Here is a 25,782-nt window from a genome sequence, read left to right on the forward strand (position 1 = left end):
TCGGTGTTTCCGACTCTATCAGATCTTTCCGATCCGATTTCCTCGGTGCTTTCCAGGTTCTCGCTTTCGCGTTTCCCTTTCCGGCGGTTCCGACTTTATCAGAAGTTCTTGGCCGGTTTGACCAGCCGCTCATTTCTGAGAATCGGAGAGGATGCTTCTTCGTATGTCGGTAGCGACTTCTCGGAAGCGAGATAGAGCCTAACGGCCGCCACCGAACTTGTCCAGTTCTAGGCAACTGTTTGAATCTACCTCCCCGCGCCGGCCGTGTCAACGGCTTTTGCGGGGCGAAGAGGAGACTAGCAGCTCACAGGGGCCGGATGCACATCAGGCGGCGGTCGGCACGGCCGCGCTGCGCTCCGCTGCTTCGAGATCACCCGTCTCGCCGGCCCGGGCGGCTCGACCGCCGAGGACGAAGACGTACGCGAGGAATGTCAGCTCGGCCAGGACTCCGATGCCGATGCGTGCCCAGGTGGGCAGGCCGGACGGGGTGACGAAGCCTTCGATGGCGCCGGAGACGAACAGGACCAGGGCGAGGCCGATGGCCATCGCGATCGCCGACCGCCCCTCCTCCGCGAGAGCCGTGCGGCGGGTGCGCGGACCGGGGTCGATCAGCGTCCAGCCCAGGCGCAGGCCCGTACCGGCGGCGACGAAGACCGCGGTGAGTTCCAGCAGACCGTGAGGGAGGACCAGGCCCAGGAACGTGTCGAGACGGCCGGCCGAAGACATGAGGCCGAAGCCCACGGCCAGGTTGAGCATGTTCTCGAACAGGATGAAGAGCACCGGCAACCCCAGGAAGACACCCAGGACCAGGCACATCGCGGCTGCCTGGGCGTTGTTCGTCCACACCTGGGCGGCGAACGAGGTCGCGGGGTGGCTGGAGTAGTAGGTCTCGTACTCGCCGCCCGGCCGGGTCAGCTCACGCAGCTGGCTGGGCGCGGCTATGGAGGACTGCACGTCGGGGTGGGTGCCGATCCACCAGCCAAGGAGGATCGCGACGGCGGTGGAGACGAGCGCCGTGGGCACCCACCAGTGCCGCGCGCGGTAGACGGCGGCGGGAAAGCCTCGACCCAGGAAACGCGTGACGTCTCTCCAGGAGGCGCGGCGCGTTCCGGTGACCGCGCTGCGCGCGCGGGCGACGAGCTGGCTCAGCCGTCCCGTCAGCTGCGGGTCGGGAGCGCTTGACTGGATGAGAGACAGATGGGTCGCTGTGCGCTGGTAGAGAGAGACGAGTTCGTCGGCTTCGGCTCCGTCGAGACGGCGCCGACGGCGGAGTAGGGCGTCGAGGCGGTCCCATTCGGCACGGTGTACGGAGACGAAGACGTCCAGGTCCATCGGGTCTGCCTGCTCCTCGGCTGCTCAGCGACTGATCGTCGTGGAGACTATCGATCGCTGTCAGCTTGTCGTACTGGGGCGCGATGCGCCCACAGCTTGGCAGACTTGCGGTTCACGCGGTGGACCAGGGAAGGACGGCGGGCGTGACTGAGCTGGTGACGGGCGAGGCGGTGGCCCTGGAGCTACGCCCTGCGAAGCTGCCGAGCAGGGCGTTGGCGGTGCTGCTCGATCTGGTGGCGGCCATGATCGCGTACATCCTCGTGACCGTACTGGTGGTGGCGACGACGGCTTCCTTGGACGAGGCGGCGCAGACGGCGCTGGCGATCGCGACGTTTCTGCTGGTGCTGATCGGCGGGCCCATCGCGGTGGAGACGCTCACGCACGGGCGTTCGCTGGGGAAGCTGGCGCTCGGGCTGCGCGTGGTGCGGGACGACGGCGGGCCGATCCGGTTCCGGCACGCCCTCGTGCGGGGTGCCATCGGTGTCGTCGAGATTCTGCTGACGTTCGGGGTGGTGGCCTGCATCGCCTCGCTGGTGTCGGCGCGCGGGCGGCGGCTCGGAGACGTGTTCGCGGGCACCCTCGTGGTGCGTGAGCGGATACCCGCCGGACGCGGCGGCTTCGTTCCGCCTCCCCCTCCATGGCTGGCCGGCCGGTTCGGCGGGCTGGATCTGTCGGCGGTTCCGGACGGGCTGTGGCTGGCCGTCCGGCAGTACCTGTCCCGCATGCAGCATCTCGATCCGCAGGTGTCCCTGCACATGGCGCGGCGGCTCGCGGACGATCTCGCGGCGCGCACCGGTTCTCCGGCGCCGCAGGAGATCCCGCCGGCCGCGTTCCTCGCGGCCGTGGTGCACGAGCGGCAGTCGCGGGAGGCCCGGCAGGCGTTCGCCGCCGCACGCTTCGCCCCGCCGGCCGCGCATCGGGCTCCGGTGGAGGCGGGGGCGCCGCCCGCGGGTAGGCCCGTGCCGGCGCAGCCGTGGGCCGGGGAGCCGCAGACGTCCTCCCTGCCCCTGGCTCCTGCGACGCCCTCGGGACCCCCGCGTTCGCCACTCTCCTCGACACCGGCGCCGCCGCGGGACGAGTCGCCGGCCGAGCGCCCGGCGACCGGGTTCGCGCCTCCGGCCTAGGGGCGGCGCCCCGGGGCAGCCGTGCTGCCCCGGGAGCTCAGTCGAACCGCGACGGTGGTGACTGGAGGTCCTCCAGCTCGATGCCGGGTGCGGCCAGGACGACGTCCCCGGCGATGTGGATCGCGTGCTGTTCACCGGTGTCCAGGGCGGTGACCTGGTATTCGTCCACCGTCAGAGGGCCGTTGTCAGTGGCGTGTGTTTCGCTCTTCACCAGGGCCCAGGACTGGTCCACGGTGCGGGGGGCGAGGACCGGATCAGTGAAGGCGACCAGGCGTACGCGGGTCGCGGCGGAGGAGGGGGTGAGGCGCAGGAGACGGGCGGTGGCGACGAGGAACGCGGGGGACGTGCCGGTGAAGGCGTGGGCGCGCACATTGCCTTCGGTGGCATGGGCGCCGGTGGGGTCGGTCCGGACCCAGGTGACGCCGTCGAGGGCCGCACCGCGCACCTGCCAGCCTCCCGCGTGGAGTTCGAGGCGGATAGGGCGGCCGAGTTCGTCGAGGGCGAGGTCGACCGAGCCGAGGTGGTCGCCGGCGGGGGTCGTCAGCCGGGAGACGTAGCGCCAGCCGGAGGGGCCGGGGGCGCACTGGAAGTGTTCTTCGGCGAGGGGGGTGTGATCGTGCGGATCGTGGAGCGAATAGCGGCCGCGGGGCATGGGGGTCCTGGGTCGTGACGGGCCGGTCGGCGTGGCCGCGGCGGGCGGAGTTGTGGGACCGACCGCGGCGGCCAACGGGGCAGGCCCCCGGCACGGGGGTGCGGGGGCCTGCCTCGGAGGTACTGCCGTGGAGGAGCGCGTCAGCGCGGTGACGCGCTCGCCACGGGCCGCGCCGGGTTGCTCAGTAGCGGTAGTGGTCGGACTTGTACGGGCCGTCGACCTCGACGCCGATGTACGCCGCCTGCTCCGGACGCAGCGTCGTGAGCTTCACGCCGAGCGCGTCCAGGTGGAGACGGGCGACCTTCTCGTCGAGGTGCTTGGGCAGCACGTACACGTCGGTCGGGTACTCGTCGGGCTTGGTGAACAGCTCGATCTGGGCCAGGGTCTGGTCCGCGAAGGAGTTGGACATCACGAACGACGGGTGGCCGGTGGCGTTGCCCAGGTTCAGCAGGCGCCCCTCCGACAGCACGATGATCACCTTGCCGTCGGGGAACGTCCACGTGTGGACCTGCGGCTTGACCTCGTCCTTGACGATGCCGGGGATCTTCGCCAGGCCGGCCATGTCGATCTCGTTGTCGAAGTGACCGATGTTGCCCACGATGGCCTGGTGCTTCATCTTGGCCATGTCGGCGGCCATGATGATGTCCTTGTTGCCGGTCGTGGTGACGAAGATGTCGGCCTTGTCGACGACCTCGTCGAGGGTCGTGACCTGGTAGCCGTCCATCGCCGCCTGCAGCGCGCAGATCGGGTCGATCTCGGTGATGATCACCCGGGCGCCCTGGCCGCGCAGGGACTCGGCGCAGCCCTTGCCGACGTCGCCATAGCCGCAGACGACGGCGGTCTTGCCGCCGATGAGGACGTCGGTGGCGCGGTTGATGCCGTCCACCAGCGAGTGCCGGCAGCCGTACTTGTTGTCGAACTTCGACTTCGTCACCGCGTCGTTCACGTTGATCGCCGGGAACAGCAGGGTGCCGTCACGGTGCATCTCGTACAGACGGTGGACACCGGTGGTGGTCTCCTCGGTGACACCGCGGATCTCCGAGGCGAGCTGGGTCCACTTCTGCGAGCCGTCGGTGATGGTGCGGTGCAGGAGCTCGAGGATGACGCGGTGCTCGTCGGACTCGGCGGTGTCGACGGAGGGGACCTTGCCGTCCTTCTCGTACTCGACGCCCTTGTGGACGAGGAGGGTGGCGTCACCACCGTCGTCCAGGATCATGTTCGGGCCGCCGGTGGGGCTGTCCGGCCAGGTCAGCGCCTGCTCGGTGCACCACCAGTACTCCTCCAGCGTCTCGCCCTTCCAGGCGAAGACCGGGATGCCCTGGGGGTTGTCGGGCGTGCCGTTCGGGCCGACGGCGATGGCGGCGGCCGCGTGGTCCTGGGTGGAGAAGATGTTGCAGGAGGCCCAGCGGACCTGGGCGCCCAGCGCGGCCAGCGTCTCGATGAGTACCGCGGTCTGCACCGTCATGTGCAGCGAACCGGTGATCCGGGCTCCGGCCAGCGGCTGCGCCTCGGCGTACTCCTTGCGGATCGACATCAGACCGGGCATCTCGTGCTCGGCGAGGGTGATCTCCTTGCGGCCGAACTCGGCCAGCGAGAGATCGGCGACCTTGAAGTCCTGTCGGTTGTCGACAGTCGTCATTGCGAGCTGCTCCTCGGGGTTGGGGCGAGGTGGGTAGGGCTGGTCTGCGCGGCGGCGGACACAGGAGTGCCCGAGAAGAGGACACAGGCATGCCCGGTGCGCGCAGCGCAGTCCGTCGGAGGCCCTCTCTCCCTCGGCCGGTCCGCGGAGGGACCGCCCGACCGCCATCAGCAGCGACGTCTGGCTCCGTCCCAAGCTACACCGCTGAACCCGGTCGTCCCCAGTCCGTCTGCGCACGGTTCGGGTCGTACGGGGGGCTGTTTCCAGCCGGGGCGGGGCCTCGGCGGGGCCTCTCGCAGGCTTCGCACCGGGTCCGCGCGGAGTGTTCACAGCCGGCCGATATCCTCCGCGCCGCGGATGGTCCGCGTGGGGAGGACGGGACATGGCGGGTACGGGGCGGGGACGGGGTCTGACGGTCGCGGCGCTGGTGACAGGGCTGCTGGGGCTGCTGCTGGGGATCGGCTCGTTCACGTACGGGCGCGGCGCGTACGGCCTGGGGACCGTGCGGAGCGGGAACATGACGCCGACGTACGAGCCGGGTGACCGGATCGTGTGGGAGCGGGTGGACGGCGACGAGGTGCGCCGCGGTGATGTCGTGGCGTTCTCGGCGCCGGACCGCTATCCGGGTGTCGGGGTTCACGTCCAGCGGGTGATCGGGGTGGGCGGCGACCGGGTGGCCTGCTGCACGCTCGTGGGCGGCAGGGAGCGGGTCACCGTGAACGGGAAGCCGGTCGAGGAGCCGTATCTGTTTCAGGGCGAGGCCGACGGTGTGCACCACCCGTACGACGTGAAGGTGCCGCGGGGCCGGTTGTTCCTGCTGGGCGACCACCGGTCGAACTCGATGGACTCGCGTTTCTTCGTCGCGGATCACGACGGCACTCTTCCGGTGGGTGCCGTGGAGGGGCGGCTGACCGGGGACCGGGCGGGCCTGGCCCTGGTGGGGACGGCCCTGCTCGTCGGTGTGGTGCTGGTCCTCACCGGTATCGGCCTGGGGATCGGTGCCCTGGTCGTACGGCGGCGGAAGTCCTCGCCGGTGCCGCCGGTGCCCTGGCCGGTGGGGCCGGCTCAGGGCTGAGGGCGTACCGTCCGGCTGTCCGGCCTCAGTGGCCGGCCGCGTGCGGGTTCGGGCCGCCCGGGGTCGCCTTCGGGTCCGGGCCCTTGGCGGCCTCGGCCTCGCTGTAGATGTCCGGCTCCAGGTAGATGACACGGGCGATGGGGACGGCGGCGCGGATGCGGGCCTCGGCGGCGTCGATGGCCTCGGCGACCTTGTCGGCCGTGTCGTCGTGCCGCACGGCGATCTTGGCGGCGATCAGCAGTTCCTCGGGGCCCAGGTGCAGGGTGCGCATGTGGATGACGCGGGTGACGGTGTCACCGTCGACGATCGCGGCCTCGATCTTCTGGACGTCCTCGAGGCCGGCGGCCTCGCCGAGCAACAGTGACTTGGTCTCGGCGGCCAGGACGAGGGCGATGGAGACGAGCAGGACACCGATGCAGACGGTGCCGATGCCGTCCCAGACGCCGTCGCCGGTGAGCAGGGCGAGGCCGACGCCGCCGAGGGCGAGGACCAGGCCGATGAGCGCGCCGAAGTCCTCCAGGAGGACGACGGGCAGCTCGGGGGCCTTCGCCCGGCGGATGAACTGGGCCCAGGAGAGCTTGCCGCGCAGCTCGTTGGACTCCTTGATGGCCGTGCGGAAGGAGAAGCCCTCGGCGATGATCGCGAAGACCAGGACGCCCACCGGCCAGTACCAGTTCTCCAGGTTGTGCGGGTGGACGACCTTCTCGTAGCCCTCGTAGATGGCGAACATGCCGCCGATGGAGAAGAGCACGATCGACACGAGGAACGCGTAGATGTAGCGCTCGCGGCCGAACCCGAACGGGTGTTGCGGGGTGGCCTCGCGCTGGGCGCGCTTGCCGCCGAGGAGCAGCAGGAACTGGTTCCCGGAGTCGGCGAGCGAGTGGACGCCCTCGGCGAGCATCGAGGAGGAGCCGCTGAACGCGAACGCCACGAACTTCGATGCCGCGATGGCGAGGTTGGCGCCGAGTGCCGCCACGATCGCCCTGGTTCCGCCTGACGCGCTCATGTGTCCGCGTTGTCCCTTCGCCTGTGTGGCCCTCGTACGTCCACGCCGTCCCGGCGTGTACCCGGCTTTGCCCGGCCTTTGCCGGTGGGCCATTCTTGCAGCCCGGCCGGGCACCGGTTCCTCAGGTGCCCACGACCCCGGTCATACGATCACGGTGGCGCGGAACACGGTGCCCGCACCCGAGAGCTCCGCCTTCTCGCCGGCCGGTACGAACACCGACCGGCCGGGGGTCAGCTCGTGTTCCCCGGCCCGGACGGAGCCGGCCGTGCAGAGCAGGATCTGCGGGGTGTCGCGGGTGACGTCGTGGGTGGTGCCGCCCTCGGGCAGGACGAAGCGGGAGAGCCGGAACTCGTCGATCGGCGTCTCGTACACCTCCTCGTCGTCCGGGGAGGCCTCGGGGCGCAGGACACCGGCGTCGCTGGGCTCGAAGCGGACGATGCGCAGGAGTTCGGGGACGTCGACGTGCTTGGGGGTCAGGCCGCAGCGCAGGACGTTGTCGGAGTTGGCCATGATCTCGACGCCGAGCCCGTTCAGGTAGGCGTGCGGGATGCCGGCGCCGAGGAACAGGGCCTCGCCGGGCTGCAGGCGGACGTGATTGAGGAGCATGGCCGCGATGACGCCGGGGTCGCCCGGGTAGTGGTGGGCGATGTCGGCGTAGGGGGCGTAGTCGCCGCCGAGGCGGGTGCAGGCGGCGGTGGCTTCGGCGACGGTGTGGGCCATCTCCGCCGGGTCGGCGCTGAGGACGGCGGTGAGGACCTCGCGCAGGGCCGCTTCCGCGGGGTGGGCGTGCAGCAGGTCGACGTACGGCTTGAGGGAGTCGACGCCGAGGCCGTCGAGCAGGTCCGCGGTCGCGAGGGGGTCGCGGAAGCCGCAGAGGCCGTCGAACTCGGTGAGCGCGCAGATGAGTTCGGGCTTGTGGTTGGCGTCCTTGTAGTTGCGGTGCGGGGCGTCGATCGGGATGCCGCGGCGCTCCTCGTCGGCGTACCCCTCCTCGGCCTGCCGCAGGTCGGGGTGGACCTGGAGGGAGAGGGGCGCGCCGGCGGCGAGGATCTTCAGCAGGAACGGCAGTGTCGGCCCGAACTTCGCGACCGCCGCCGCGCCGAGCTCCTGTTCGGGGTCGGCGTCGATGACCTCGACGAGGGTGCCGCGCCCGGTGCGCGAGGGCGCGCCCGGGTGCGCGCCCATCCACATCTCCGCCTGCGGCTCCCCGGTCGGTTCGACGCCGAGGAGGTGCGGGATGGCGGTGGCGGAACCCCAGGCGTAGGGGCGGACGGTGTTGTCGAGGCGGTCCATGTGTCTTCTCTGTCTCCGTGCGTACGCTGCTCGGCCGGTGTCGGTGCCGGTCCCGGTCGCTGCGCCGGTCGTCGTGCCGGTCTGCGCGCGAGACCGTCGGCCGGCGGTGGGCGCGGGTGGTCCGGCCCGCGACAAGATCAGGCCCTGGAAGCGAGCGCCAGGTAAACGGCGGCGAAATCCGTGACGGCGATCAGTTCCGCGAGGGTCTCCAGTTCGTCGCCCTCGTCCGGTTCGAGTTCGCTGATCGGGGTGTCGTGGCTCAGGGCGACGTCGCGGGCCCCGGGGGCGGCGGTGAGACCGCCGATCGGGCGGTCGCGCAGCAGCACCACGCGCGCGTGCAGCGCGGGGGGTTCCTCCACGCGGTCGCGGAAGAAGTCCTCCGGGTCGGCGCTCGCGGCGAGCGGGCCGGCCAGCAGGGCGTTGTGCGCGGCGAGGGCCTCGGGCAGTTCGGCGACGACCGCGGGGCGGCCGGCGAGGTCGGCCAGGGCGGCGGCGAACCGGCGGCCGGCCGGGCCCGCCGAGTTGCCTTCCGTCCACACCACGGGCAGCGAGTCGGCGAGTTCCGCGGCGAGGGTCTTCGCGGGGTTGCTGTAGGTGGCGATGGCCGGCCCGCAGCGCTCCGCGATGGTGTCCAGGCGGTCGGCGATCTTCTCCAGGGCGTCCTGCGGGGCGCCGAGCAGGCCGATGCGGTCCAGGAGCGCCAGGAGCGGGGTCAGCAGGGCCCAGAAGACGCCCGGGGAGGACGCGGCGATCGGTTCCTCGTGGTCGTACGGTGCCGTCGCCATCGGCAGGAACATGCCGTGGGCGCCGGTGACCGCCTCGGCGAGCGGGGTGCCCGCGGGGGCGACGGCGACGACCGAGCAGCCGCGGCGGTAGGCCTGGTCGGCCAGGAGGGAGAGGCTCGGTTCGGTGCCGTCGGGGGTGGCGATCAGCAGCAGGTCCACCGACCCGGCCCAGCCCGGGAGTTCCCAGCGCAGGGCGCCCGCGGCCGGGGCGACGCCGGTGGGGGCGAGGCGGACGAAGGGGCTGCCGGCGCCGGCGAGGGCGCCGAGGAGGTCGGCGGTGTGGGTGGCGGCGGCTCCGGGACCGGCGATCAGGACCGCGCGGGGGCGGCCGTCGGGCTTGAGGTCGCCGATGCCGGCCTCCGCGGCGTGCCGGGCGGCGGTGCGGACGCGGGCGCCGGCCTCCGCCGCGCCGCGCAGCAGGCCTCGGCGGTCGGCCTCGGCGAGGCCCTCCGGGGTGTCGAGCAGCGATTCGTCCAGCATGGGCGGCAGCCTCTTCCGATCGCCGGGGTCCTGTGCGGGAGGTGCGCGCGAGGGGCCGCGTCGGGCGCGGGCGGACGGTCACCGGCGCGGGGACGGTGCCTCACCCGTGCGCGGCGGCCCCTCGTCGCTTACGAGGTGAAGGGTGTCGTCACGCGGGGCGGCGGGCCTCGTCCACGAGCAGGACCGGGATGCCGTCGCGGACGGGGTAGGCGAGGCCGCAGTCCTGGCTCGTGCAGATCAGCTCGGTGTCCTGCTCCTTCAGGGGGGCGTGGCACGCGGGGCAGGCGAGGATCTCCAGGAGGCCGGCTTCGAGCGGCATGGGGTGTCCCTTCTGAGGCGGGTACGGCTCTGTGGATGTGCTGGTCAGCGTACCGCCGAAGGGGCCCCGCCGGAGGGTCCGGCCGACTTCCGGCGGCGGCCTGCGGCGGAGGGTCAGGCCCTGATGAGGGACAGGACCTCGTCCCGGATCCGGGTCATCGTCGCCTCGTCCTCGGCCTCCGCGTTCAGGCGGAGCAGCGGCTCGGTGTTCGAGGGGCGGACGTTGAACCACCAGCCGGGCGCGGCGACCGTGAGGCCGTCGAGGTCGTCGAGGGTGACGTCGGGGCGGCCCTCGTAGGCGGCGCGGACGGCGGCGAGACGGGCGTTCTGGTCGGCGACCGTGGAGTTGATCTCGCCGGAGCCGGTGTAGCGGTCGTACTGGGCGACGAGGGAGGACAGCGGGTCCTGCTGCCCGCCGAGGGCGGCGAGGACGTGCAGGGCGGCCAGCATGCCCGTGTCGGCGTTCCAGAAGTCCTTGAAGTAGTAGTGGGCGGAGTGCTCGCCGCCGAAGATCGCGCCGGTGCGGGCCATCTCGGCCTTGATGAAGGAGTGGCCGACACGGGTGCGTTCCGGTGTGCCGCCGTGCTCCCGCACCACCTCGGGGACGGTGCGGGAGGTGATCAGGTTGTGGATGACGGTGCCCGTGCCGCCGTTGCGGGCCAGTTCGCGGGCGGCGACCAGCGCGGTGATCGCGGACGGGGAGACCGGGTCGCCGTTCTCGTCCACGACGAAGCAGCGGTCGGCGTCCCCGTCGAAGGCGATGCCGAGGTCGGCGCCCTCCGCCGGGACCCGCTTCTGCAGGTCCACGAGGTTGGCCGGGTCGAGCGGGTTGGCCTCGTGGTTGGGGAAGGTGCCGTCCAGTTCGAAGTACATCGGGACGAGGCTCAGGGGAAGGCCGGCGAAGACGTTGGGGACCGTGTGGCCGCCCATGCCGTTGCCCGCGTCCACGACGACCTTCAGGGGACGGATGGAGGTCAGGTCGACGAGGGAGCGCAGGTACGCCGCGTAGTCGTCCAGCGTCTCGCGGACGGTGAGGGTTCCCCGCTCGGCGGCGGGCCGCGGTGCGCCCGACTCCAGCCAGCCCTCGACCAGTTCGCGGATCTGCGCGAGGCCGGTGTCCTGGCCGACCGGGGCGGCGCCCGCGCGGCACAGCTTGATCCCGTTGTACTGGGCCGGGTTGTGCGAGGCGGTGAACATCGCGCCGGGCAGGTTCAGCGCGCCGGAGGCGTAGTACAGCTGGTCCGTGGAGCACAGGCCGATCTCGGTGACGTCCACTCCGCGGTCGGCGGCGCCGTGGGCGAACGCCCGGGACAGGCCGGGGGACGAGGGCCGCATGTCGTGGCCGACGACGATCGCCGCCGCACCCGTCACCTCCGCGAAGGCGGCGCCGAAGAGCCGGGCCAGTGACTCGTCCCACTGGTCCGGGACCACTCCGCGCACGTCGTACGCCTTCACGATCTGCGACAGATCAGCAGCCACGGCCAACCCTCCTGAAAGTCCTATGGGTGCCCACAAACTACCCGGCCGGGGTGGGAGCGAGGTGTGCGGACACCGTGCGGACACACGGTGGTTCCCTCGCCGTGACGGACGGCGGGGCGCGAAGTGGCGCGGTGGCGGCCGTGGGACGGCCCGCAGGCGGGGTGTCGGCTCAGTTGTCCGGGGAGCGCAGGACCCGCAGGTGCCCTCGGCGGGCGACCTCCATGGGGTCCGCCGTGCGGGCTCCGCCGCCGGCCTCGGCCGTGCGCTGCTGGGGGCGGGCCGCCTCGCGCACCGCGTTGGCGAGTGCTTCGAGGTCGTCGCCGCTGGGCCGGGCGGGAGCGGAGCCGTCGAGGAGGCGGACGACCTCCCAGCCGCGCGGGGCGGTGAGGCGCTCGGAGTGCTCGGCGCACAGGTCGTAGCAGTGGGGTTCGGCGTAGGTGGCGAGCGGGCCGAGGACCGCGGTCGAGTCGGCGTAGACGTACGTCAGCGTCGCGACGGCGGGTCGGCCGCAGGCGGTGCGCGAACAGCGACGTACAGGGCTCACGACGTTGGACGGTACCGCACTCTTGAGCGGGCCGCGACGACTCTCCCCCAGGTCACTCCACCGTGTCGTGCTGTGAAACACCCCACACGCCGTGTTAGGCGGACGTCGCTGACCTGCGCGGACAAGGGTGCGGCGGGCCCGGGGCGCTACTGCATCCGGTCACGAGTCGGCATAAACAACGTCAATTGCCTTGAGTTCGGCGGTCTTGGAGGGTTACGGAAACGAGCCAGACCTTGGCCTGAATGGTCATCCTGCGACAGGGGGTCGCCGGTGGCCGGTTGCCGCGTGGGGCCGGGCGGGCGCAGCGCACGGGGACTAGGCTTCACCGGTGATGGACAACCGTGTACCGCCCCGTGCCGCAGGCCCCGGGCCTCGTCGCCGTGACCGCCACGGGCGGGGCATGCGAGGGCCGATCGCACCTCCGCAGGTGCCGCTGGCGGCGAGCCGTGCCGAGGTGTTCGCGGATCTGGTGCAGGACTCCGTGGAGCGGCTGGAGCGGCGGTGGCCGCAGCTGGGGGACATCGATTTCCTCGTGCTGGAGGTGCCCCGGCTGGACGGCAAGGGCGATCAGGCCGAGTGGAGCGACGAGGCCGTGCCGCTCGGCGGAATCATCCCCGCGCGTGACGGGCGGCGGGCGCGGGTGGTCGTGTACCGGCGGCCGGTGGAGATCCGGACCAAGGGGCGGGACGAGCGGGCCGCGCTGGTGCACGAGGTGGTCGTGGAGCAGGTGGCGGAGCTGCTGGGGCTCACGCCGGAGACGGTGGACCCGCGGTACGGGGAGGACTAGGTCCGCCGCCGTCTCCGGTCGCCTGTTCGGGGTGCATGACTGCTTGCGCTCTCGGGGTGCGTGCCCCCATCACCTCTGGAGGACCGACAGGTCCTCGTCGGTGTGCGGCACCGCCACCATCCCCCGGTCGTTCGGGAGGGTCTGCACGGTGAAGGCCGGGACGCCCCCTTCACTGGCTGCCAGGGTGCGCGAGGCGTAGACCGGGCCGCCGGAGACGGTTTCCACCGTCAGGGCGTAGGTGCCCTTCGGGCCGGACGCCGGCGCGTCGATGTCCTGGGTGGTGCCGGCCTTGATCGTGTAGGTCTTCGTCGCCGCGCTGCCGCCCTCGCTGCCCGCCGAGGCCGTGACCTTCACCCTGGCGGTGCCGGTGGGTGCGGTCAGGGCGAGTGTGGTGCCCTTGGCGCTGTTGTCGGCGGACGTCGCGCGCGTGCCGACGGGTGCCGTGGCCGGGATGTAGGCCGTCTCCTGCCGGCCGGCCTTGCCGCGTACGACCCGGAGGGCCGCGACGACCGGGACCGTCCGGTCGGAGGGGGTGAGGACCAGGGAGCCGGCTTCGCCGCGGGTGATGTCGCCGAGGTCGACGCCGGTGGTCATGCCGGACTTGACGTGTACCGTCTCGTGCCCGGCCGGGGTGATCAGGCCGTCGGGCGAGGCCAGGCGGATCTTGAGGTCGGCGTCGTCGTCACCGGGGCTGAAGGCGATCAGCCGGACGTCGGTGGCGTCCTTGGGGATGCCGGGCAGGACCAGGCTGCCGGCCGGGTCGGCGGCCGCGGCCAGCCAGTCGCCGCCCGCCTTGTCGTCCAGTGCCTGCACGGCGGCACCGACCCGTCCGCTGCGCACGCTGACGTGGACGGTCAGGTCGCTCTGCCGCTCGTCGGTGAGCGTGGAGAGCAGGAACGGCTCGCTGGTGTGCGGCTTGACGGTGAGGTTCTCCCCCAGCGGCGACTTGATCGCGCCGTCCTTGCCGTACAGCTCGATGTCGACCACGGCCGCCGAGTCGTCGGGGTTGGTCAGGTGCACGTAGTCGGTGCGGCCGGTGGCCGTGGCGGCGCCCGGGAACCAGAACTCGGTGTCCGGCGCGGTGCAGTTGACCCCCTGGAGGCCGCGGCCGGTGCCGGCGGCGACCTCGGTGGTCTCCTGGACGGTCCAGCCGGGCGCGAACTTCCCCTCGGCCGTGCCGATCAGCGCGGGCGCGTCGGAGCCGGAGACGTCCGCGGTGACGGGCGTGCCGGGCGCCTTCGGCGTGAGCACCGGCTTGTCCGCCTTCTTCTTGCCGGCGCCGCCCTTGCCGCCCTTCGCGGAGCCGTCCGCCGACTGTGCGGTGGCCGCCGCGAGTTCGGCCCTGCCGCCGCTCGCGGGCCCCCGGGTGACGGGCGTGAACGACGTGTACGACGTCTCCGCGATCTCCGAGTTGCTCGGCGCGGGGCACAGCAGGCTGGTGCGCTCGACGGGCAGTTGGGCGGCCGCCCCGGGGGCGGACGCGCCGGACGCGGACGGACTGTCGAACGCGGCGAACGCGGTGACGGCGGCCAGCGCGGTGGTGCCGGCGATCAGGGACAGGGTCGTGCGGTTCACTGCTGGCTCCCGTCGGGGCGCTCGTTGCCGGTGCCGTGGGGGTGCTGGGCCGGGTCGTAGCCCTGCTGGGCGGGGTCGTACGCCGGGTCGTAGCCCTGCTGGTAGGCCGTCGGGTCGTAGGGCGTCCCGTCGGCCGGGCCGCCGTAGGCGTAGGGGTCGTACGGCGCCGCCTGGTACGGGTCGGCCGGGTAGCCCTGCTGGTCGTAGCCGGCGGACCGGTACTGCCCGGCGTCCTGGTACGGGTCGGTCCCGTAGCCGCCGTAGCCGGTGTTCTGGTAGGCGGACGGGTCGTTCTGCCAGTCCTGGCCCGGCTCGTCCGGGGCCGCCCCCATGTCGTACGACTGCTGGTGCGGTACGGCGGCCGGGGGCTGCGCGGGCGGCGGCGGGGTGTCCGGCTGCTCCTCGGTGGCCGCTTCCTCGGCCTGGGCGCGCAGACGGCGGGCGCGGCGGCCCTCACCGGCGGTCGCCTGGGCGGGCAGGGGCTGCTCCTCGGGGAGGTCGTCGTCGACGTCGCGGCGGCGGCCGGGCAGGGCGAGGACGATCAGGACGACGGCGAGGGCGCCCTGCGCCCACAGCCAGGCGGTGTGGCCGACCGGGTCGTCGTGGACGACGTCCAGCCTGCCGCCCGCGGCGGGCAGCCGGAAGCCCTGGGCCCAGCCGTCGACGGTGGTGCGGGTGAGCGGCTTGCCGTCGAGGGTGGCCGTCCAGCCGTCGGAGGCGGTGTCGGCGAGGCGCAGGACGCGGCCGTCCGAACCGGACGGGATCGCCGTGTGGATCTCCACCGGTCCCGCGGTGACCGGCTGGGCCTTGCCCGAGCCGCCGGCGGGCGCGATGGTGGCGCGGGAGACCTCCTGGTCGACCCGCCACAGGGCGCTGCCGTCCTGCTGGCTGAGCCGGCCCAGGCCGGGGGTGGCGTCGAGGACGCGGGTGATCTCGCGGGGCGCGCCCTTGTGGACGAGGACGTAGCGCACGGCGAAGCCGCCGAGTTCGTCGGTCTGGTCGGCGCCGGAGCCGGCGACCAGGTTGGCGACGACCTTGTCCAGGCGGGCGTTCTCGCCGCCGCCGGCCGCCAGTTCGGCGTCGCCCAGGCGGGCGCCGGAGCCGCGGACCAGCGTGTAGCGCACGCGCGCGGTGGAGTCGCTGTCCAGGACGAGGGTGCGGGCCTGGTCGCCGCCGCTGGAGTCCTCGGCGACGAACGCGGGCACCTGGGCCGGGTCGCGGCGCTCCAGGGGGCCGTCGGCTCCGCGGATCATCCAGCCCGCGGCGACGAGCAGCGGTCCGGCGGCGGAGGCGAAGGCGATCAGGGCGGCGACGGGCTGGCGCCAGCCGAAGTTCTGCTCGGCCACGCGGGCGCGAGCGCCGTCGGCGCCGAGGGCGGCGGCCGCCAGCAGGGCGATGCCGTAGACGAGCGTGGCCGGTCCGGCCCACGCGGAGTGGTTGGACAGGACGGCCAGGACCAGGCCGAGCAGGGCGACGGCCCAGGCGGTGCGGACGGCCCGCTGCCGTTCGGAGCGCAGCAGGGCGGCCAGGGCGGCGCACACGATGCCGATGAGCATCAGGCCGTGCACGGTGCCGGGGCCGCCGGGGCTGGAGCCGAGCAGGTCGGACGCGGAGGCGGTCGAGGGGCCGTACTCCAGACCCGCCTCCTGGAAGAACCCGGTGGGCAGCAGGGTCAGCGACCACGGGGCGAGGACCAGCAGCGGCGTGCCGAGCTGGGCCAGGAAGCGCAGGCCGTGGGCGACGAGGTCGCCGCGGCGCAGCACCAGGACGCCGAGGCCGAGGACCAGCGCGAGGGGCCAGACGATCGGCGTGAAGGCGGTGGCGATGGTCAGCAGCAGTGCGTACGCCCAGGTGGCGCGCCAGCTGCCGCGGGCGCCGGTGCGGCTCGCGAGGCCGCTCGCGGCGACGCCCGCGCGCGCGATCAGCGGGAGCAGGACGGCGAGTACGGCGGTGCCGATCCGGCCGCCGGCGAGGGCGCCGGTGGTGGCGGGCAGGAAGGCGTAGGCGATGGCCACCCAGGCGCGCAGCAGCCGGGAGGTGACCAGGGGCCGGGAGGCGAAGTAGGCGGTGAACCCGGCGAGCGGCACCGAACCGACCAGCAGCACGGTGACCGCGAGCCCGGTGGAGCCGAGGAGGAGGGAGGCGAGGGACGCCACGATCGCCAGGTAGGGCGGCGCGGAGGGGGTGCCGCCGGCGCCGACCGGGTGCCAGGCGTCCAGGAAGCGGGACCACAGGTCGCCGGCGTCGGCGGGGGCGGGCAGCAGGGCGCCGCCCGCGAGTGCGCCGCCGCCGAGCAGGCCGCGGCAGGCGACCAGGGAGACCAGCAGCAGGGCGAGGAAGAGGACCGGTCCCGGTTTGCGGGCGATCCGCTTGAGCCGGGCGAACTGCTCGATCTCCAGGAACTCGGCGTCGTCACCGCCGGGCCCGGACTCCACGGCGCCGCCGTGCCGGCCGGCGGAGGTGTCGGTGTCGGAGCCGCTGCTGAAGTTGCCCGCGATCTGTTCCACGGTGGCCCGGACGGTGGCGCCGGGCGGTGGGAAGAGCCGGCGCAGTTCGGTCTTGTCGATCTGCGAGGGGCCGCGGCGGCGCCGCGCGGCGATGATCCGTTCGGGCCGCAGCAGGGCGCTCAGCAGACCGCGGATCTCGTCGACGGCCTGGCCGGGGACCTTGCCGACGAGGTAGGCGACGGTCCGGACGAGGGTGCCGAGGACGAGCCGCAGCAGCACCCAGGGCAGGGCGGCCGTGCGGGTGTTGGCGAGCAGGGTGTAGACGGCGCCCGCCTTGTCGACCTTGTGCGGGGAGGCGGTGGTGCGGCCCGCGCAGTCGACCGTACGGCGCTCGCGGGAGGCGGCCTCGGCGTGCCGGACGACGGCGTCGGGGGCGACCAGGACGCGGTGACCGGCCGCGTGGGCGCGCCAGCACAGGTCGACGTCGTCGCGCATCAGGGGCAGCCGGCGGTCGAAGCCGCCGAGCTGCTCGAAGACGTCGCGGCGGACGAGCATGCCGGCGGTGGAGACGGACAGCACGGTCCGGACGTGGTCGTGCTGGCCCTGGTCCTGTTCGCGGCGGTCCAGGCCGGTCCAGCGGCGGCCGGAGTCGGCGATGGAGACGCCGACCTCCAGCAGCTGCCGGCGGTCGTACCAGCCGCGCAGCTTGGGGCCGACGACGGCGACGTCGTCGCGGCCGAGTTCGAGTTCGTTGTCGACGACCCGGAGCATCTGGGCCAGGGCGTCGGGTTCGGGGGCGCAGTCGTCGTGCAGCAGCCACAGCCATTGGACGGGCTCGCCGTACGGCAGTTCGGGCAGGTCGTAGGCGTCGTCGCGCCAACTGCGCGTGACGGGGTCCCAGCCGCTGGGGCGCTTGAGGTACGGCAGCTCGTCCGGGGTGAGCAGCGGGGCGGTGCGGCTCGCCTCCTCCGCGGCCTGGCCGAAGCCGGTGCGGCGGGCGAGGTGCAGGACGTTGCCGTCGCCGAGGGCCTCGGTGAGCAGCGGGGCGGAGTCGTCCGCGCTGCCGGTGTCGGCGGCCACCGCGTACTGGACGGGGCGCTCCTGGCCGAGCAGCCCGGCGAGCGCGTCGGGCAGCCAGCGGGCACCGTCGTGGGAGACGAGGACCGCGGTCACCACGTGACGCGGGAACTCGGGCGGGCGGGACGGGTCAAACCCGGCAGTGGCAGCGTCGCGTTGGGCTGCCGTGTGGCTGTGCACGGACATCGAGGTACGGGCCCCGGTTCGATGGACTGCGGTGGACGCCCGTGCCTCCTCGGTCGGGGAGGGGACAGCGCGGCGTCTCGGACGAGCGCCCACACTATCGGCTGCCCATGACGACGGCCCGCCGCCTGTGGATAACCCACCGGCGACGGGCCGTTCGTGACGTTTTGGTGCGTGGGCGCGGGCTGCCGTCCGTTCAGATGGCGGCCTTCTTGAGCCTGCGGCGTTCGCGCTCGGACAGACCGCCCCAGATGCCGAAGCGCTCGTCGTTGGCGAGGGCGTACTCGAGGCATTCGGAGCGGACCTCGCAGGCGAGGCAGACCTTCTTCGCCTCTCTGGTGGAGCCGCCCTTCTCGGGGAAGAAGGACTCGGGGTCGGTCTGGGCGCACAGCGCGCGCTCCTGCCAGCCGAGTTCCTCGTCCGCGTCGTCGACCAGCAGTTGCTGCACCAGCTCGGTCATGTGCGCCCCTCGTCTGTCTTTCGCGTCCCCGTGCGTAGCCGTTACGGATGCCGGCTGAACGACACGAGTGAAATTACAAGTGTGCTGCTCCGGGCGAGTCAAGCCGAGATCTGCTATTGGGCCCGTTATTCACTCTGCGGAACCAAGGCCATGCGGAAAGTGTTCAAATCGGCATAAACCTTGACACGCAGACGGGACCCCCGGGGGCGGCCGGACCCCGTACAGGTCTCTGTACGGAGAAAGACGCCCCCGTGTTCGATCGCGTTCCGTGGGGCTCGCGCGCTCGGATGTGCCCCATGTGTCCCGGCATCCCGGTGAACAAACCTTTCACCTGACAGAAGAACCGGATGAGGTGAAACATGTCCCACATACCGGGCATCGAGTTGACAGTGCGCGTGTGAACCGATGTCCTATTGGGCATGCTCGCGAACTTGGCGCCCACCTCGACCCGCACCGCCGGGTCCCACGGTGCCGCCCGCGCGCGCTGTAGCTGTTGTTGCTGTCCCAGCTGTTGAGCCACGCCCGCTCCGGCTGTTCCCGAGTCCATCCCGGCTCGGTCGCGTCTCCCCCTTCGTGATCCCTCACCCAGGGCACCCCGCCCGCCCGTGATCCGGGCGGACCGCACGCGCCAGTCAGCTCCAGCCCCCCACTTCTCCCGCCGAGGACCACCGCATCCCGATGAACAGCGACAACGACCTCCAGATCGCCGGCGACATCCTCGAAGTCCCGCACCTGCTCCAGCCGCCGCGCGAGCACCCGGCCACCGTGGCGGAGTTCGTGGGCCTCGCCCGCTCGATCGCCGCCGACCGCTCCCAGTGGGCGCACCTCGTCCGCTACGACGCCACCACCCGCTGGTACCACCGCCTGCGCACCGGCCCCGGCTACGAGGTGTGGCTGCTGTCGTGGGTGCCGGGCCAGCGCAGCGGGCTGCACGACCACGGCCGCTCCTCCGGTGTCCTCACCGTCCTTGAGGGGTCCCTGACCGAGCGCACCGAACGCGGCACGCGCGCGCTGGCCGCGGGCGCGCAGCGGGTGTTCGCGCCGGGCTACGTCCACGAGGTCGTCAACGACGCGCTGGAGCCCGCCGTCAGCCTGCACATGTACTACCCGGGTCTGACCGAGATGCCGATGCACTCCTCGCCGCGGTGCGAGGCGCGTGCGGTGACTGCCTGACACGTTGTCGTGAGCGCCTGCCAGACTTGGCGCATGCGCATTGTGGTTCTGGCAGGCGGCATCGGTGGTGCCCGGTTCCTGCGTGGTCTGAAGCAGGCCGCGCCGGACGCGGACATCACCGTGATCGGCAACACCGGCGACGACATCCACCTCTTCGGGCTCAAGGTCTGCCCGGACCTGGACACGGTGATGTACACGCTCGGCGGCGGCATCAACGAGGAGCAGGGCTGGGGGCGGGCCGACGAGACCTTCCACCTCAAGGAGGAACTGGCTTCCTACGGCGTCGGCCCGGACTGGTTCGGGCTGGGCGACCGCGACTTCGCGACGCACATCGTGCGGACGCAGATGCTGGGCGCCGGCTATCCGCTGAGCGCGGTCACCGAGGCGCTGTGCGACCGCTGGAAGCCGGGCGTGAAGCTGCTCCCGATGACGGACGACCGCGTCGAGACGCACGTGGCCGTCGAGGTCGACGGCGAGCGCAAGGCCGTCCACTTCCAGGAGTACTGGGTGCGGCTGCGCGCCTCCGTGCCCGCGCACGCCGTGGTACCGGTCGGCGCCGAGCGGGCCGTGCCGGCCCCGGGCGTGCTGGAGGCCATTGCGGAGGCCGACGTCATCCTCTTCCCGCCGTCCAACCCGGTCGTCTCCATCGGCACGATCCTCGCCGTGCCCGGTGTCCGTGAGGCCATCGCGGAAGCGGGCGTGCCCGTGGTCGGCCTGTCCCCGATCGTCGGCGACGCACCCGTGCGCGGGATGGCCGACAAGGTGCTCGCCGCGGTCGGCGTCGAGTCGACCGCCGCCGCGGTCGCCGAGCACTACGGCTCGGGCCTGCTGGACGGCTGGCTGGTCGACACGGTGGACGCGGGCGTGGTCGAGCGGGTCGAGGCCGACGGCATCCGCTGCCGGGCCGTACCGCTGATGATGACCGACCTCGACGCCACCGCGCAGATGGCGCGGGAGGCGCTGGCGCTGGCCGAGGAGGTGCGGGGCGCGTGAGCGAGCGGCACCCGGAGTTCACGGTCCGGGCCCTGACGGGCATCCCCGAGGTGCAGCCGGGCGACGACCTGGCCAAGCTGATCGCCGCCGCCGCGCCGGGGCTCGCCGACGGGGACGTGCTGCTCGTCACCTCCAAGATCGTGTCCAAGGCCGAGGGCCGCGTCGTGCGGGCGGCCGACCGGGAGGCGGCCATCGACGCCGAGACCGTCCGGGTCGTCGCCCGCCGCGGCACGCTGCGCATCGTGGAGAACCGGCAGGGCCTGGTCATGGCCGCCGCCGGGGTCGACGCCTCCAACACGCCCGCCGGGACCGTGCTGCTGCTGCCGAAGGACCCGGACGCCTCCGCGCGCGCGATCCGCGCCGGCCTGCGCGACGCCCTAGGTGTCAACGTCGGGGTCCTCGTCACCGACACCTTCGGGCGACCCTGGCGCGCGGGGCTCACGGACGTGGCGATCGGCTCCGCCGGGGTGCGCGTGCTCGACGATCTGCGCGGGGGCGTGGACGCGCACGGCAATCCGCTGAGCGCGACCGTGGTGGCCACGGCGGACGAACTGGCCGCGGCCGGCGACCTGGTCAAGGGCAAGGCGGCCGGGCGGCCGGTCGCGGTGGTGCGCGGACTGCCCCACGTCGTGCACGACGCGGAGGGTGCGGACGGCGCGGAGGGTGCGGACGGCGCCGGTCAGCAGGGCGACGAGGGTGCGCGGGCACTGGTGCGCTCCGCGCGGGACGACATGTTCCGGCTCGGCACCTCCGAGGCGGTCCGCGAGGCGGTGACCCGGCGGCGCACCGTACGGGCCTTCACCGACGAACCCGTCGACCCCGGCGCGGTACGGCGCGCGGTGGCGGCGGCGGTCACCGCCCCCGCTCCGCACCACACCACGCCCTGGCGGTTCGTGCTGCTGGAGTCGGCCGGCTCGCGGACCCGGCTGCTGGACGCGATGCGGGACGCCTGGATCGCCGACCTGCGCGGCGACGGCAAGAACGAGGAGTCCGTCGCCAAGCGCGTCCGCCGCGGCGACGTCCTGCGCAATGCGCCGTACCTCGTCGTGCCCTGCCTCGTCATGGACGGCTCGCACCACTACGGGGACGCCCGGCGGGACGCCGCCGAGCGGGAGATGTTCGTCGTCGCGACGGGCGCGGGCGTACAGAACTTCCTGGTCGCGCTGGCCGGGGAGCGACTGGGCTCGGCGTGGGTGTCGTCCACGATGTTCTGCCGGGACGTGGTGCGCGAGGTGCTCGGGCTGCCCGCCGGCTGGGATCCCATGGGCGCGGTGGCGGTCGGTCACCCGGCGGAGGATCCGCGGCCGCGGCCGCAGCGGGACGCGGGGGCGTTCATCGAGACGCGGTGAGTTCCGGCGGACTTCCGTCCGGCTCCCCCGGCGACCGCCTAGTCTCGTAGGACAGCCCCGGCACCTCTAGGACCTCACCAGTGGCAGGACGTTTCGCTCCGCGTCCCACGCGTACCACCGTGCGCGGCGGGCACGTCGGTGTACCCGCGGGAGCCGCCGCCGGGATACCGCGGCAGGCGGCGCCGCCGCCCCGGGTCCGCCGCTGGACGCCGGACGGGCCGCTCGATCTCGGGCTGGTGCTCGGACCGCTCCGGCGCGGTCCCGCCGATCCGACGTTCCGGGCCCTGCCGGACGGGTCCGTGTGGCGGGCCACCCGCACACCCGCCGGACCGGGCACCCTGCGGGTGCGGGGCCACGGCGGCGAGGTGCTCGGCGAGGCGTGGGGGCCCGGTGCGGAGTGGCTGCTGGACCGGCTGCCGGACCTGCTCGGCGCGGCCGACGATCCGGACGCCTTCGTACCGCGGCACCGGGTGGTGGCGACGGCACGGCACCGGCGGCCGGGACTGCGGCTGACGCGGACGGGGCTGGTGCTGGAGTCGCTGATCCCCTCGGTCCTCGAACAGAAGGTCACGACCGACGAGGCGTACCGGGCGTGGCGGCTCCTCGTACGGAGGTTCGGCGAGCCGGCGCCGGGCCCCGCGGGGACGGGGGAACGCCCGATGTGGGTGATGCCCGCGCCGCGCGCCTGGGCGCTGATCCCCTCCTGGGAGTGGCACCGGGCGGGCGTCGACGACAAGCGGGCCTCGACGATCCTGCGTGCCGTGCGGGTCGCCGCGCGGCTGGAGCAGGCGGTGGGGATGCCGGCGGTCGAGGCGCAGGCACGGCTGGAGGTCGTCCCCGGGATCGGGCCGTGGACGTCCGCGGAGGTCGTGCAGCGCAGTCACGGCGCGCCGGACTCGGTGACCGTCGGGGATCTGCACCTGCCCGGGATCGTGGGCTGGGCGCTGGCCGGGAACCGGGACGCCGACGACGCGGAGATGCTGCGCCTGCTCGAACCGTACGCCGGGCAGCGGCACCGGGCGGCCCGGCTGATCCTGCTGAGCGGGCGCGTCCCGGCTCGGCGGGCGCCGAAGATGCCCCGGTGGGACATCGGACTGATCTGAGGCGCCCCGGGCCGGGGCGCGGGACGCTGTGGCGGCGGGCGTCGGCCGCAGTTCCCCAGTGACGCGGGGAACTGCGTGAGCTGCCGACGGACGGCCGCGGGTCCGCCGTGGCGGAACCCGCCTCGGGCAGAGCCGCCGGTGAGCTACTGGTCGGAGGAGAACCGCACCGCGCCCGCCGGGATGCGGGCGTCGCACCAGACCCGTACCCCCTCGCGGAGCTCGTTGTCGGCGCCCACGACCGCGCCGTCGCCGACGACGGTGCCGGTGAGGACCGTGCGTTCGCCGACGCGGGCGCGGCTGCCGATGAGGGAGTCGGTGATGACCGCTCCGGGTTCGATGACGGCGCCGGGCAGGATGGTCGAACCGAAGACGCGGGCGCCCCTCGCCACGAACGCGCCCTCGCCGACCACCGTGCCACCGGTGAGTTTCGCGTCCGGGGCGACGGTGGCCGTGGGCAGGACCAGACGGTCGCCGCAGCGGCCGGGCACGGCCGGGGACGGGGCGCGCCCGAGGACCAGGTCGGCCGAGCCGCGGACGAAGGCCGCCGGGGTGCCGAGGTCCAGCCAGTACGTGGAGTCGACCATGCCCTGGAGATGGGCGCCGGCGGCGAGGAGCTCGGGGAAGGTCTCGCGTTCCACGGAGACCGGGCGGCCCGCCGGGATGGTGTCGATGACCGAGCGGCGGAAGACGTAGGCCCCCGCGTTGATCTGGTCGGTGACGATCTCCTCGGGCGTCTGCGGCTTCTCCAGGAAGGCGAGGACACGGCCCGTGCCGTCGGTCGGGACCAGGCCGTAGGCGCGCGGGTCCGTCACCTTGGTCAGGTGCAGGGAGACGTCCGCGCCCGTCGACTCGTGGGTGCCGACCAGCGCCCGGATGTCCAGGCCCGTCAGGATGTCGCCGTTGAAGATCAGCACCGGGTCGTCGGGGCCCGAGTGCAGCCGCGAGGCCACGTTGCGGATCGCTCCGCCCGTGCCGAGGGGCTCCTCCTCGGTGACGTACTCGATGTGCAGCCCGAGGGCGGCGCCGTCGCCGAAGTAGGGCTCGAAGACCTCGGCGAGGTAGCTCGTCGCGAGGACGATGTGCTCGACGCCCGCCGCTCTGGCTCTCGCCAGCTGGTGGGTGAGGAACGGCACCCCGGCGGCCGGGACCATGGGCTTGGGAGTGTGCACCGTGAGCGGGCGCAGCCGGGTGCCTTTGCCGCCGACCAGGAGGATCGCTTCTGTCACCTGTCGTCTCTGCTTCCTGCCGGGACCGGCCGGACTACTCGTTGGTACTCGTATCGGCCGGTCAGTGTATGCAGACCGTGCGACGACGCCCCCGGTGGCCACGCGGTGCCCCGCGGAACGGGCGGGCGGATTCCCCCGGCCGGCCCGGAGCGGCCCCCGAACGGCCCCCCGGTTCCTCGGCGCCCCTGGTTCCTCAGCGCCCCTGGTAGCGCGCCGCGCTGGAACGGGCGGTGCCGAGCTTGGCGTAGAGCGACTTGCCCGGGCAGTCGGTGGCGAAGCCGTCCCGATGGCCGGAGATCACGTGCAGTCGTACGTTCTTCCCCTTGGGGTAGAGATTGCCACCGCCCGAGGTGAGATATGTCTTTCCGCGCGGATCCGCCCCGAAGAGTCCGAGCTTCCAGGCGGTGAGCCGGGCGATCCCCGTCACCGCCGCCCCGGACGGCTTGCTCGCGCCGTAGGTGCCGATCACGGCGATGCCCATGCTGTTGCTGTTGAAGCCGAGGGTGTGCGCGCCCAGGACCGCCTTGGTCACTCCGCCGGCCCGGCCCTCGTAGATGCTTCCGCACTTGTCGACGACGAAGTTGTAGCCGATGTCCCGCCAGCCCATGCTCTTGACGTGATAGCGGTAGATACCGCGGATGACCGAGGGGGCCTGGGCGCACGTGTACTTGTTGCCCGAGGCCGTGTGGTGCACGAAGGCCGCCTTGACCTTCTTCGTGTAGACGAACCCGCGCTCCCGCAGTGACTCGTCGGCGCCCCAGCCCCGGCGTGTGACGATCTTCGGGCGCGCCCCGACGTACGGCTTCGCCCCCACCGGTCCCTGCAACCGGGCGAGCTCCCGCTCGGTGGCCCACCGGCTCAGCTCGGGGATCTCCGTGGCGCCGAATCCGGTGATGTCGGTGTTGGCGGCCGAGGTGGCGATCGCCTCGTCGATGTCCGGGCCGGTGCGGGACGCGTCGGCGGGCGGGCCGAGCGGCGGTGCCTCCTGTCCGGGGTCGACGAGTTCCAGGCGCATCCCCGACGGCAGGACGAGCCACGGCCCGCCGCCCTGGCCCGTCCGGGCGCCCGCGTCGCCCGCGAGGTCCGCGCGGACCCGGAGGTCCACCCCGTCCGAGTCGCCGACCCACAGCGGCGCGGTGGCCCCGCGCACATGCCGGGAGGTGCGTTCGGCGGTGCCCGGGTCGGCGCCGTGCTCGCCGTTGTGGGTCTCGACGGCCTGCCATCCGGACCACTTCCCCGTCGCCGTGGACCGGGTGCGCACCTGGACCCGGCCGTGCAGTTCGGTGTCGGGGTCGTCCCAGACGACCCCGACCAGTGAGAAGTGCTCGACGCCCGCGCGGTACAGGCCCTGCTCCGGGGCCGTGCCGAGAACGCGGTCGCGGGTCAGGGGGACCAGCGGCAGTGAGCGGGTGCTCCCCGGGACCGGAGACCCGGCCGGCAGGCCCGTACCGGCGGCCCGTGCGGTGGCGGAATCGTGCGCGGACCGCCCGGCGGCGGCCGCGGGCGTGGGCAGGGCGAACGGCAGCGCGAGGGCCGCCGCGCAGGCGGCACCGATCGACGCGGCGACGGCCGGGGAGGCACCGGGGGACGAAGTCAGGAATCCACGCATGGCCATGATCCTGGACATATCCATCGATATGTGTCCAACCGGGAACTGACGGTCCGTCGGGAGTCGTTCCGCC

General features: G+C 73.1%; 21 protein-coding genes. 7 read left to right on the forward strand and 14 right to left on the reverse strand.

The features are described 5' to 3' along the window. Window positions 1-324: 324 nt before the first annotated feature. Window positions 325-1,332 (reverse strand): stage II sporulation protein M, encoded by a 1,008-nt coding sequence (locus tag ACF08B_RS30985; RefSeq protein WP_392320466.1) that lies wholly within the window; start codon window positions 1,330-1,332, stop codon window positions 325-327. A 143-nt stretch (window positions 1,333-1,475) separates the two neighbouring features. On the opposite strand from ACF08B_RS30985, the gene ACF08B_RS30990 reads away from it, so the two are divergent. Continuing rightward, entirely contained in the window at window positions 1,476-2,456 is a 981-nt protein-coding gene (locus ACF08B_RS30990; RefSeq protein WP_392320467.1) for an RDD family protein, read from the forward strand. Window positions 2,457-2,493: 37 nt separating this feature from the next. Here ACF08B_RS30990 and ACF08B_RS30995 read toward each other — a convergent pair whose 3' ends face one another. Both ACF08B_RS30995 and ahcY read right to left on the reverse strand, forming a co-directional pair. Beyond that, a complete protein-coding gene (locus tag ACF08B_RS30995) occupies window positions 2,494-3,108 on the reverse strand; it encodes a hypothetical protein (RefSeq protein WP_093477169.1) in 615 nt (204 codons plus the stop codon). Window positions 3,109-3,289: 181 nt separating this feature from the next. After that, window positions 3,290-4,747, reverse strand: a complete 1,458-nt coding sequence (ahcY, locus tag ACF08B_RS31000; protein ID WP_093696556.1) for an adenosylhomocysteinase — start codon at window positions 4,745-4,747, stop codon at window positions 3,290-3,292. A gap of 382 nt (window positions 4,748-5,129) precedes the next feature. On the opposite strand from ahcY, the gene lepB reads away from it, so the two are divergent. Continuing rightward, on the forward strand, window positions 5,130-5,822 hold the full coding sequence (gene lepB, locus ACF08B_RS31005) for a signal peptidase I (RefSeq protein ID WP_392320468.1): 693 nt from the start codon (window positions 5,130-5,132) through the stop codon (window positions 5,820-5,822). A 25-nt stretch (window positions 5,823-5,847) separates the two neighbouring features. Here the strand turns inward: lepB and ACF08B_RS31010 are convergent, their stop codons facing one another. From ACF08B_RS31010 to ACF08B_RS31035, 6 genes are all read right to left on the reverse strand, one after another. Further along, window positions 5,848-6,828, reverse strand: coding sequence for a cation diffusion facilitator family transporter (locus ACF08B_RS31010; RefSeq protein WP_392320469.1), 981 nt, complete (start codon window positions 6,826-6,828; stop codon window positions 5,848-5,850). Window positions 6,829-6,969: 141 nt separating this feature from the next. Beyond that, a complete protein-coding gene (manA, locus tag ACF08B_RS31015; protein ID WP_093477158.1) occupies window positions 6,970-8,121 on the reverse strand; it encodes a mannose-6-phosphate isomerase, class I in 1,152 nt (383 codons plus the stop codon). 137 nt (window positions 8,122-8,258) lie between these two features. Continuing rightward, window positions 8,259-9,386, reverse strand: coding sequence for an SIS domain-containing protein (locus ACF08B_RS31020; protein WP_392320470.1), 1,128 nt, complete (start codon window positions 9,384-9,386; stop codon window positions 8,259-8,261). Window positions 9,387-9,534: 148 nt separating this feature from the next. Then, entirely contained in the window at window positions 9,535-9,705 is a 171-nt protein-coding gene (locus ACF08B_RS31025; protein WP_079060162.1) for a Trm112 family protein, read from the reverse strand. A 113-nt stretch (window positions 9,706-9,818) separates the two neighbouring features. Beyond that, complete coding sequence (locus ACF08B_RS31030) at window positions 9,819-11,183, reverse strand: phosphomannomutase/phosphoglucomutase (RefSeq protein WP_392320471.1); 1,365 nt, start codon at window positions 11,181-11,183, stop codon at window positions 9,819-9,821. A 169-nt stretch (window positions 11,184-11,352) separates the two neighbouring features. Continuing rightward, a complete protein-coding gene (locus tag ACF08B_RS31035) occupies window positions 11,353-11,727 on the reverse strand; it encodes a DUF3499 domain-containing protein (RefSeq protein ID WP_392320472.1) in 375 nt (124 codons plus the stop codon). Window positions 11,728-12,127: 400 nt separating this feature from the next. Here ACF08B_RS31035 and ACF08B_RS31040 point away from each other — a divergent pair, with 400 nt between their 5' ends. Next, entirely contained in the window at window positions 12,128-12,514 is a 387-nt protein-coding gene (locus ACF08B_RS31040; RefSeq protein WP_093477152.1) for a metallopeptidase family protein, read from the forward strand. A gap of 69 nt (window positions 12,515-12,583) precedes the next feature. Here ACF08B_RS31040 and ACF08B_RS31045 read toward each other — a convergent pair whose 3' ends face one another. From ACF08B_RS31045 to ACF08B_RS31055, 3 genes are all read right to left on the reverse strand, one after another. Beyond that, window positions 12,584-14,089, reverse strand: coding sequence for a DUF5719 family protein (locus ACF08B_RS31045; RefSeq protein ID WP_392320473.1), 1,506 nt, complete (start codon window positions 14,087-14,089; stop codon window positions 12,584-12,586). Next, a complete protein-coding gene (locus ACF08B_RS31050) occupies window positions 14,086-17,799 on the reverse strand; it encodes a glycosyltransferase (protein ID WP_392320474.1) in 3,714 nt (1,237 codons plus the stop codon). Before ACF08B_RS31050 ends, ACF08B_RS31045 begins: the two co-directional genes overlap by 4 nt. Window positions 17,800-17,992: 193 nt before the next feature. Beyond that, entirely contained in the window at window positions 17,993-18,256 is a 264-nt protein-coding gene (locus tag ACF08B_RS31055; protein WP_010986447.1) for a WhiB family transcriptional regulator, read from the reverse strand. 678 nt (window positions 18,257-18,934) lie between these two features. On the opposite strand from ACF08B_RS31055, the gene ACF08B_RS31060 reads away from it, so the two are divergent. From ACF08B_RS31060 to ACF08B_RS31075, 4 genes are all read left to right on the forward strand, one after another. Beyond that, window positions 18,935-19,429, forward strand: a complete 495-nt coding sequence (locus tag ACF08B_RS31060) for a cysteine dioxygenase family protein (protein WP_073901344.1) — start codon at window positions 18,935-18,937, stop codon at window positions 19,427-19,429. 33 nt (window positions 19,430-19,462) lie between these two features. After that, window positions 19,463-20,422 carry a 2-phospho-L-lactate transferase gene (cofD, locus tag ACF08B_RS31065; RefSeq protein ID WP_392320475.1) on the forward strand — a complete coding sequence of 320 codons (960 nt, stop codon included), beginning with the start codon at window positions 19,463-19,465 and terminating at the stop codon, window positions 20,420-20,422. Further along, window positions 20,419-21,771 (forward strand): coenzyme F420-0:L-glutamate ligase, encoded by a 1,353-nt coding sequence (locus ACF08B_RS31070; protein ID WP_392320476.1) that lies wholly within the window; start codon window positions 20,419-20,421, stop codon window positions 21,769-21,771. The genes cofD and ACF08B_RS31070 overlap by 4 nt, the downstream gene beginning before the upstream one ends. A gap of 80 nt (window positions 21,772-21,851) precedes the next feature. Beyond that, complete coding sequence (locus tag ACF08B_RS31075; protein WP_392320477.1) at window positions 21,852-22,874, forward strand: DNA-3-methyladenine glycosylase family protein; 1,023 nt, start codon at window positions 21,852-21,854, stop codon at window positions 22,872-22,874. 143 nt (window positions 22,875-23,017) lie between these two features. On the opposite strand, the gene ACF08B_RS31080 is transcribed toward ACF08B_RS31075, so the two are convergent. Then, window positions 23,018-24,100 carry a sugar phosphate nucleotidyltransferase gene (locus ACF08B_RS31080; protein ID WP_392320478.1) on the reverse strand — a complete coding sequence of 361 codons (1,083 nt, stop codon included), beginning with the start codon at window positions 24,098-24,100 and terminating at the stop codon, window positions 23,018-23,020. Window positions 24,101-24,293: 193 nt separating this feature from the next. After that, the gene (locus tag ACF08B_RS31085) at window positions 24,294-25,727 is read right to left on the reverse strand and encodes a peptidoglycan recognition protein (protein WP_392320578.1); all 1,434 of its coding nucleotides are present in this window, start codon (window positions 25,725-25,727) and stop codon (window positions 24,294-24,296) included. Window positions 25,728-25,782 lie beyond the last annotated feature (55 nt).

The organism is Streptomyces sp. NPDC015139 (assembly GCF_043079785.1).
In the GTDB taxonomy this organism is placed as follows: domain Bacteria; phylum Actinomycetota; class Actinomycetes; order Streptomycetales; family Streptomycetaceae; genus Streptomyces; species Streptomyces albidocamelliae.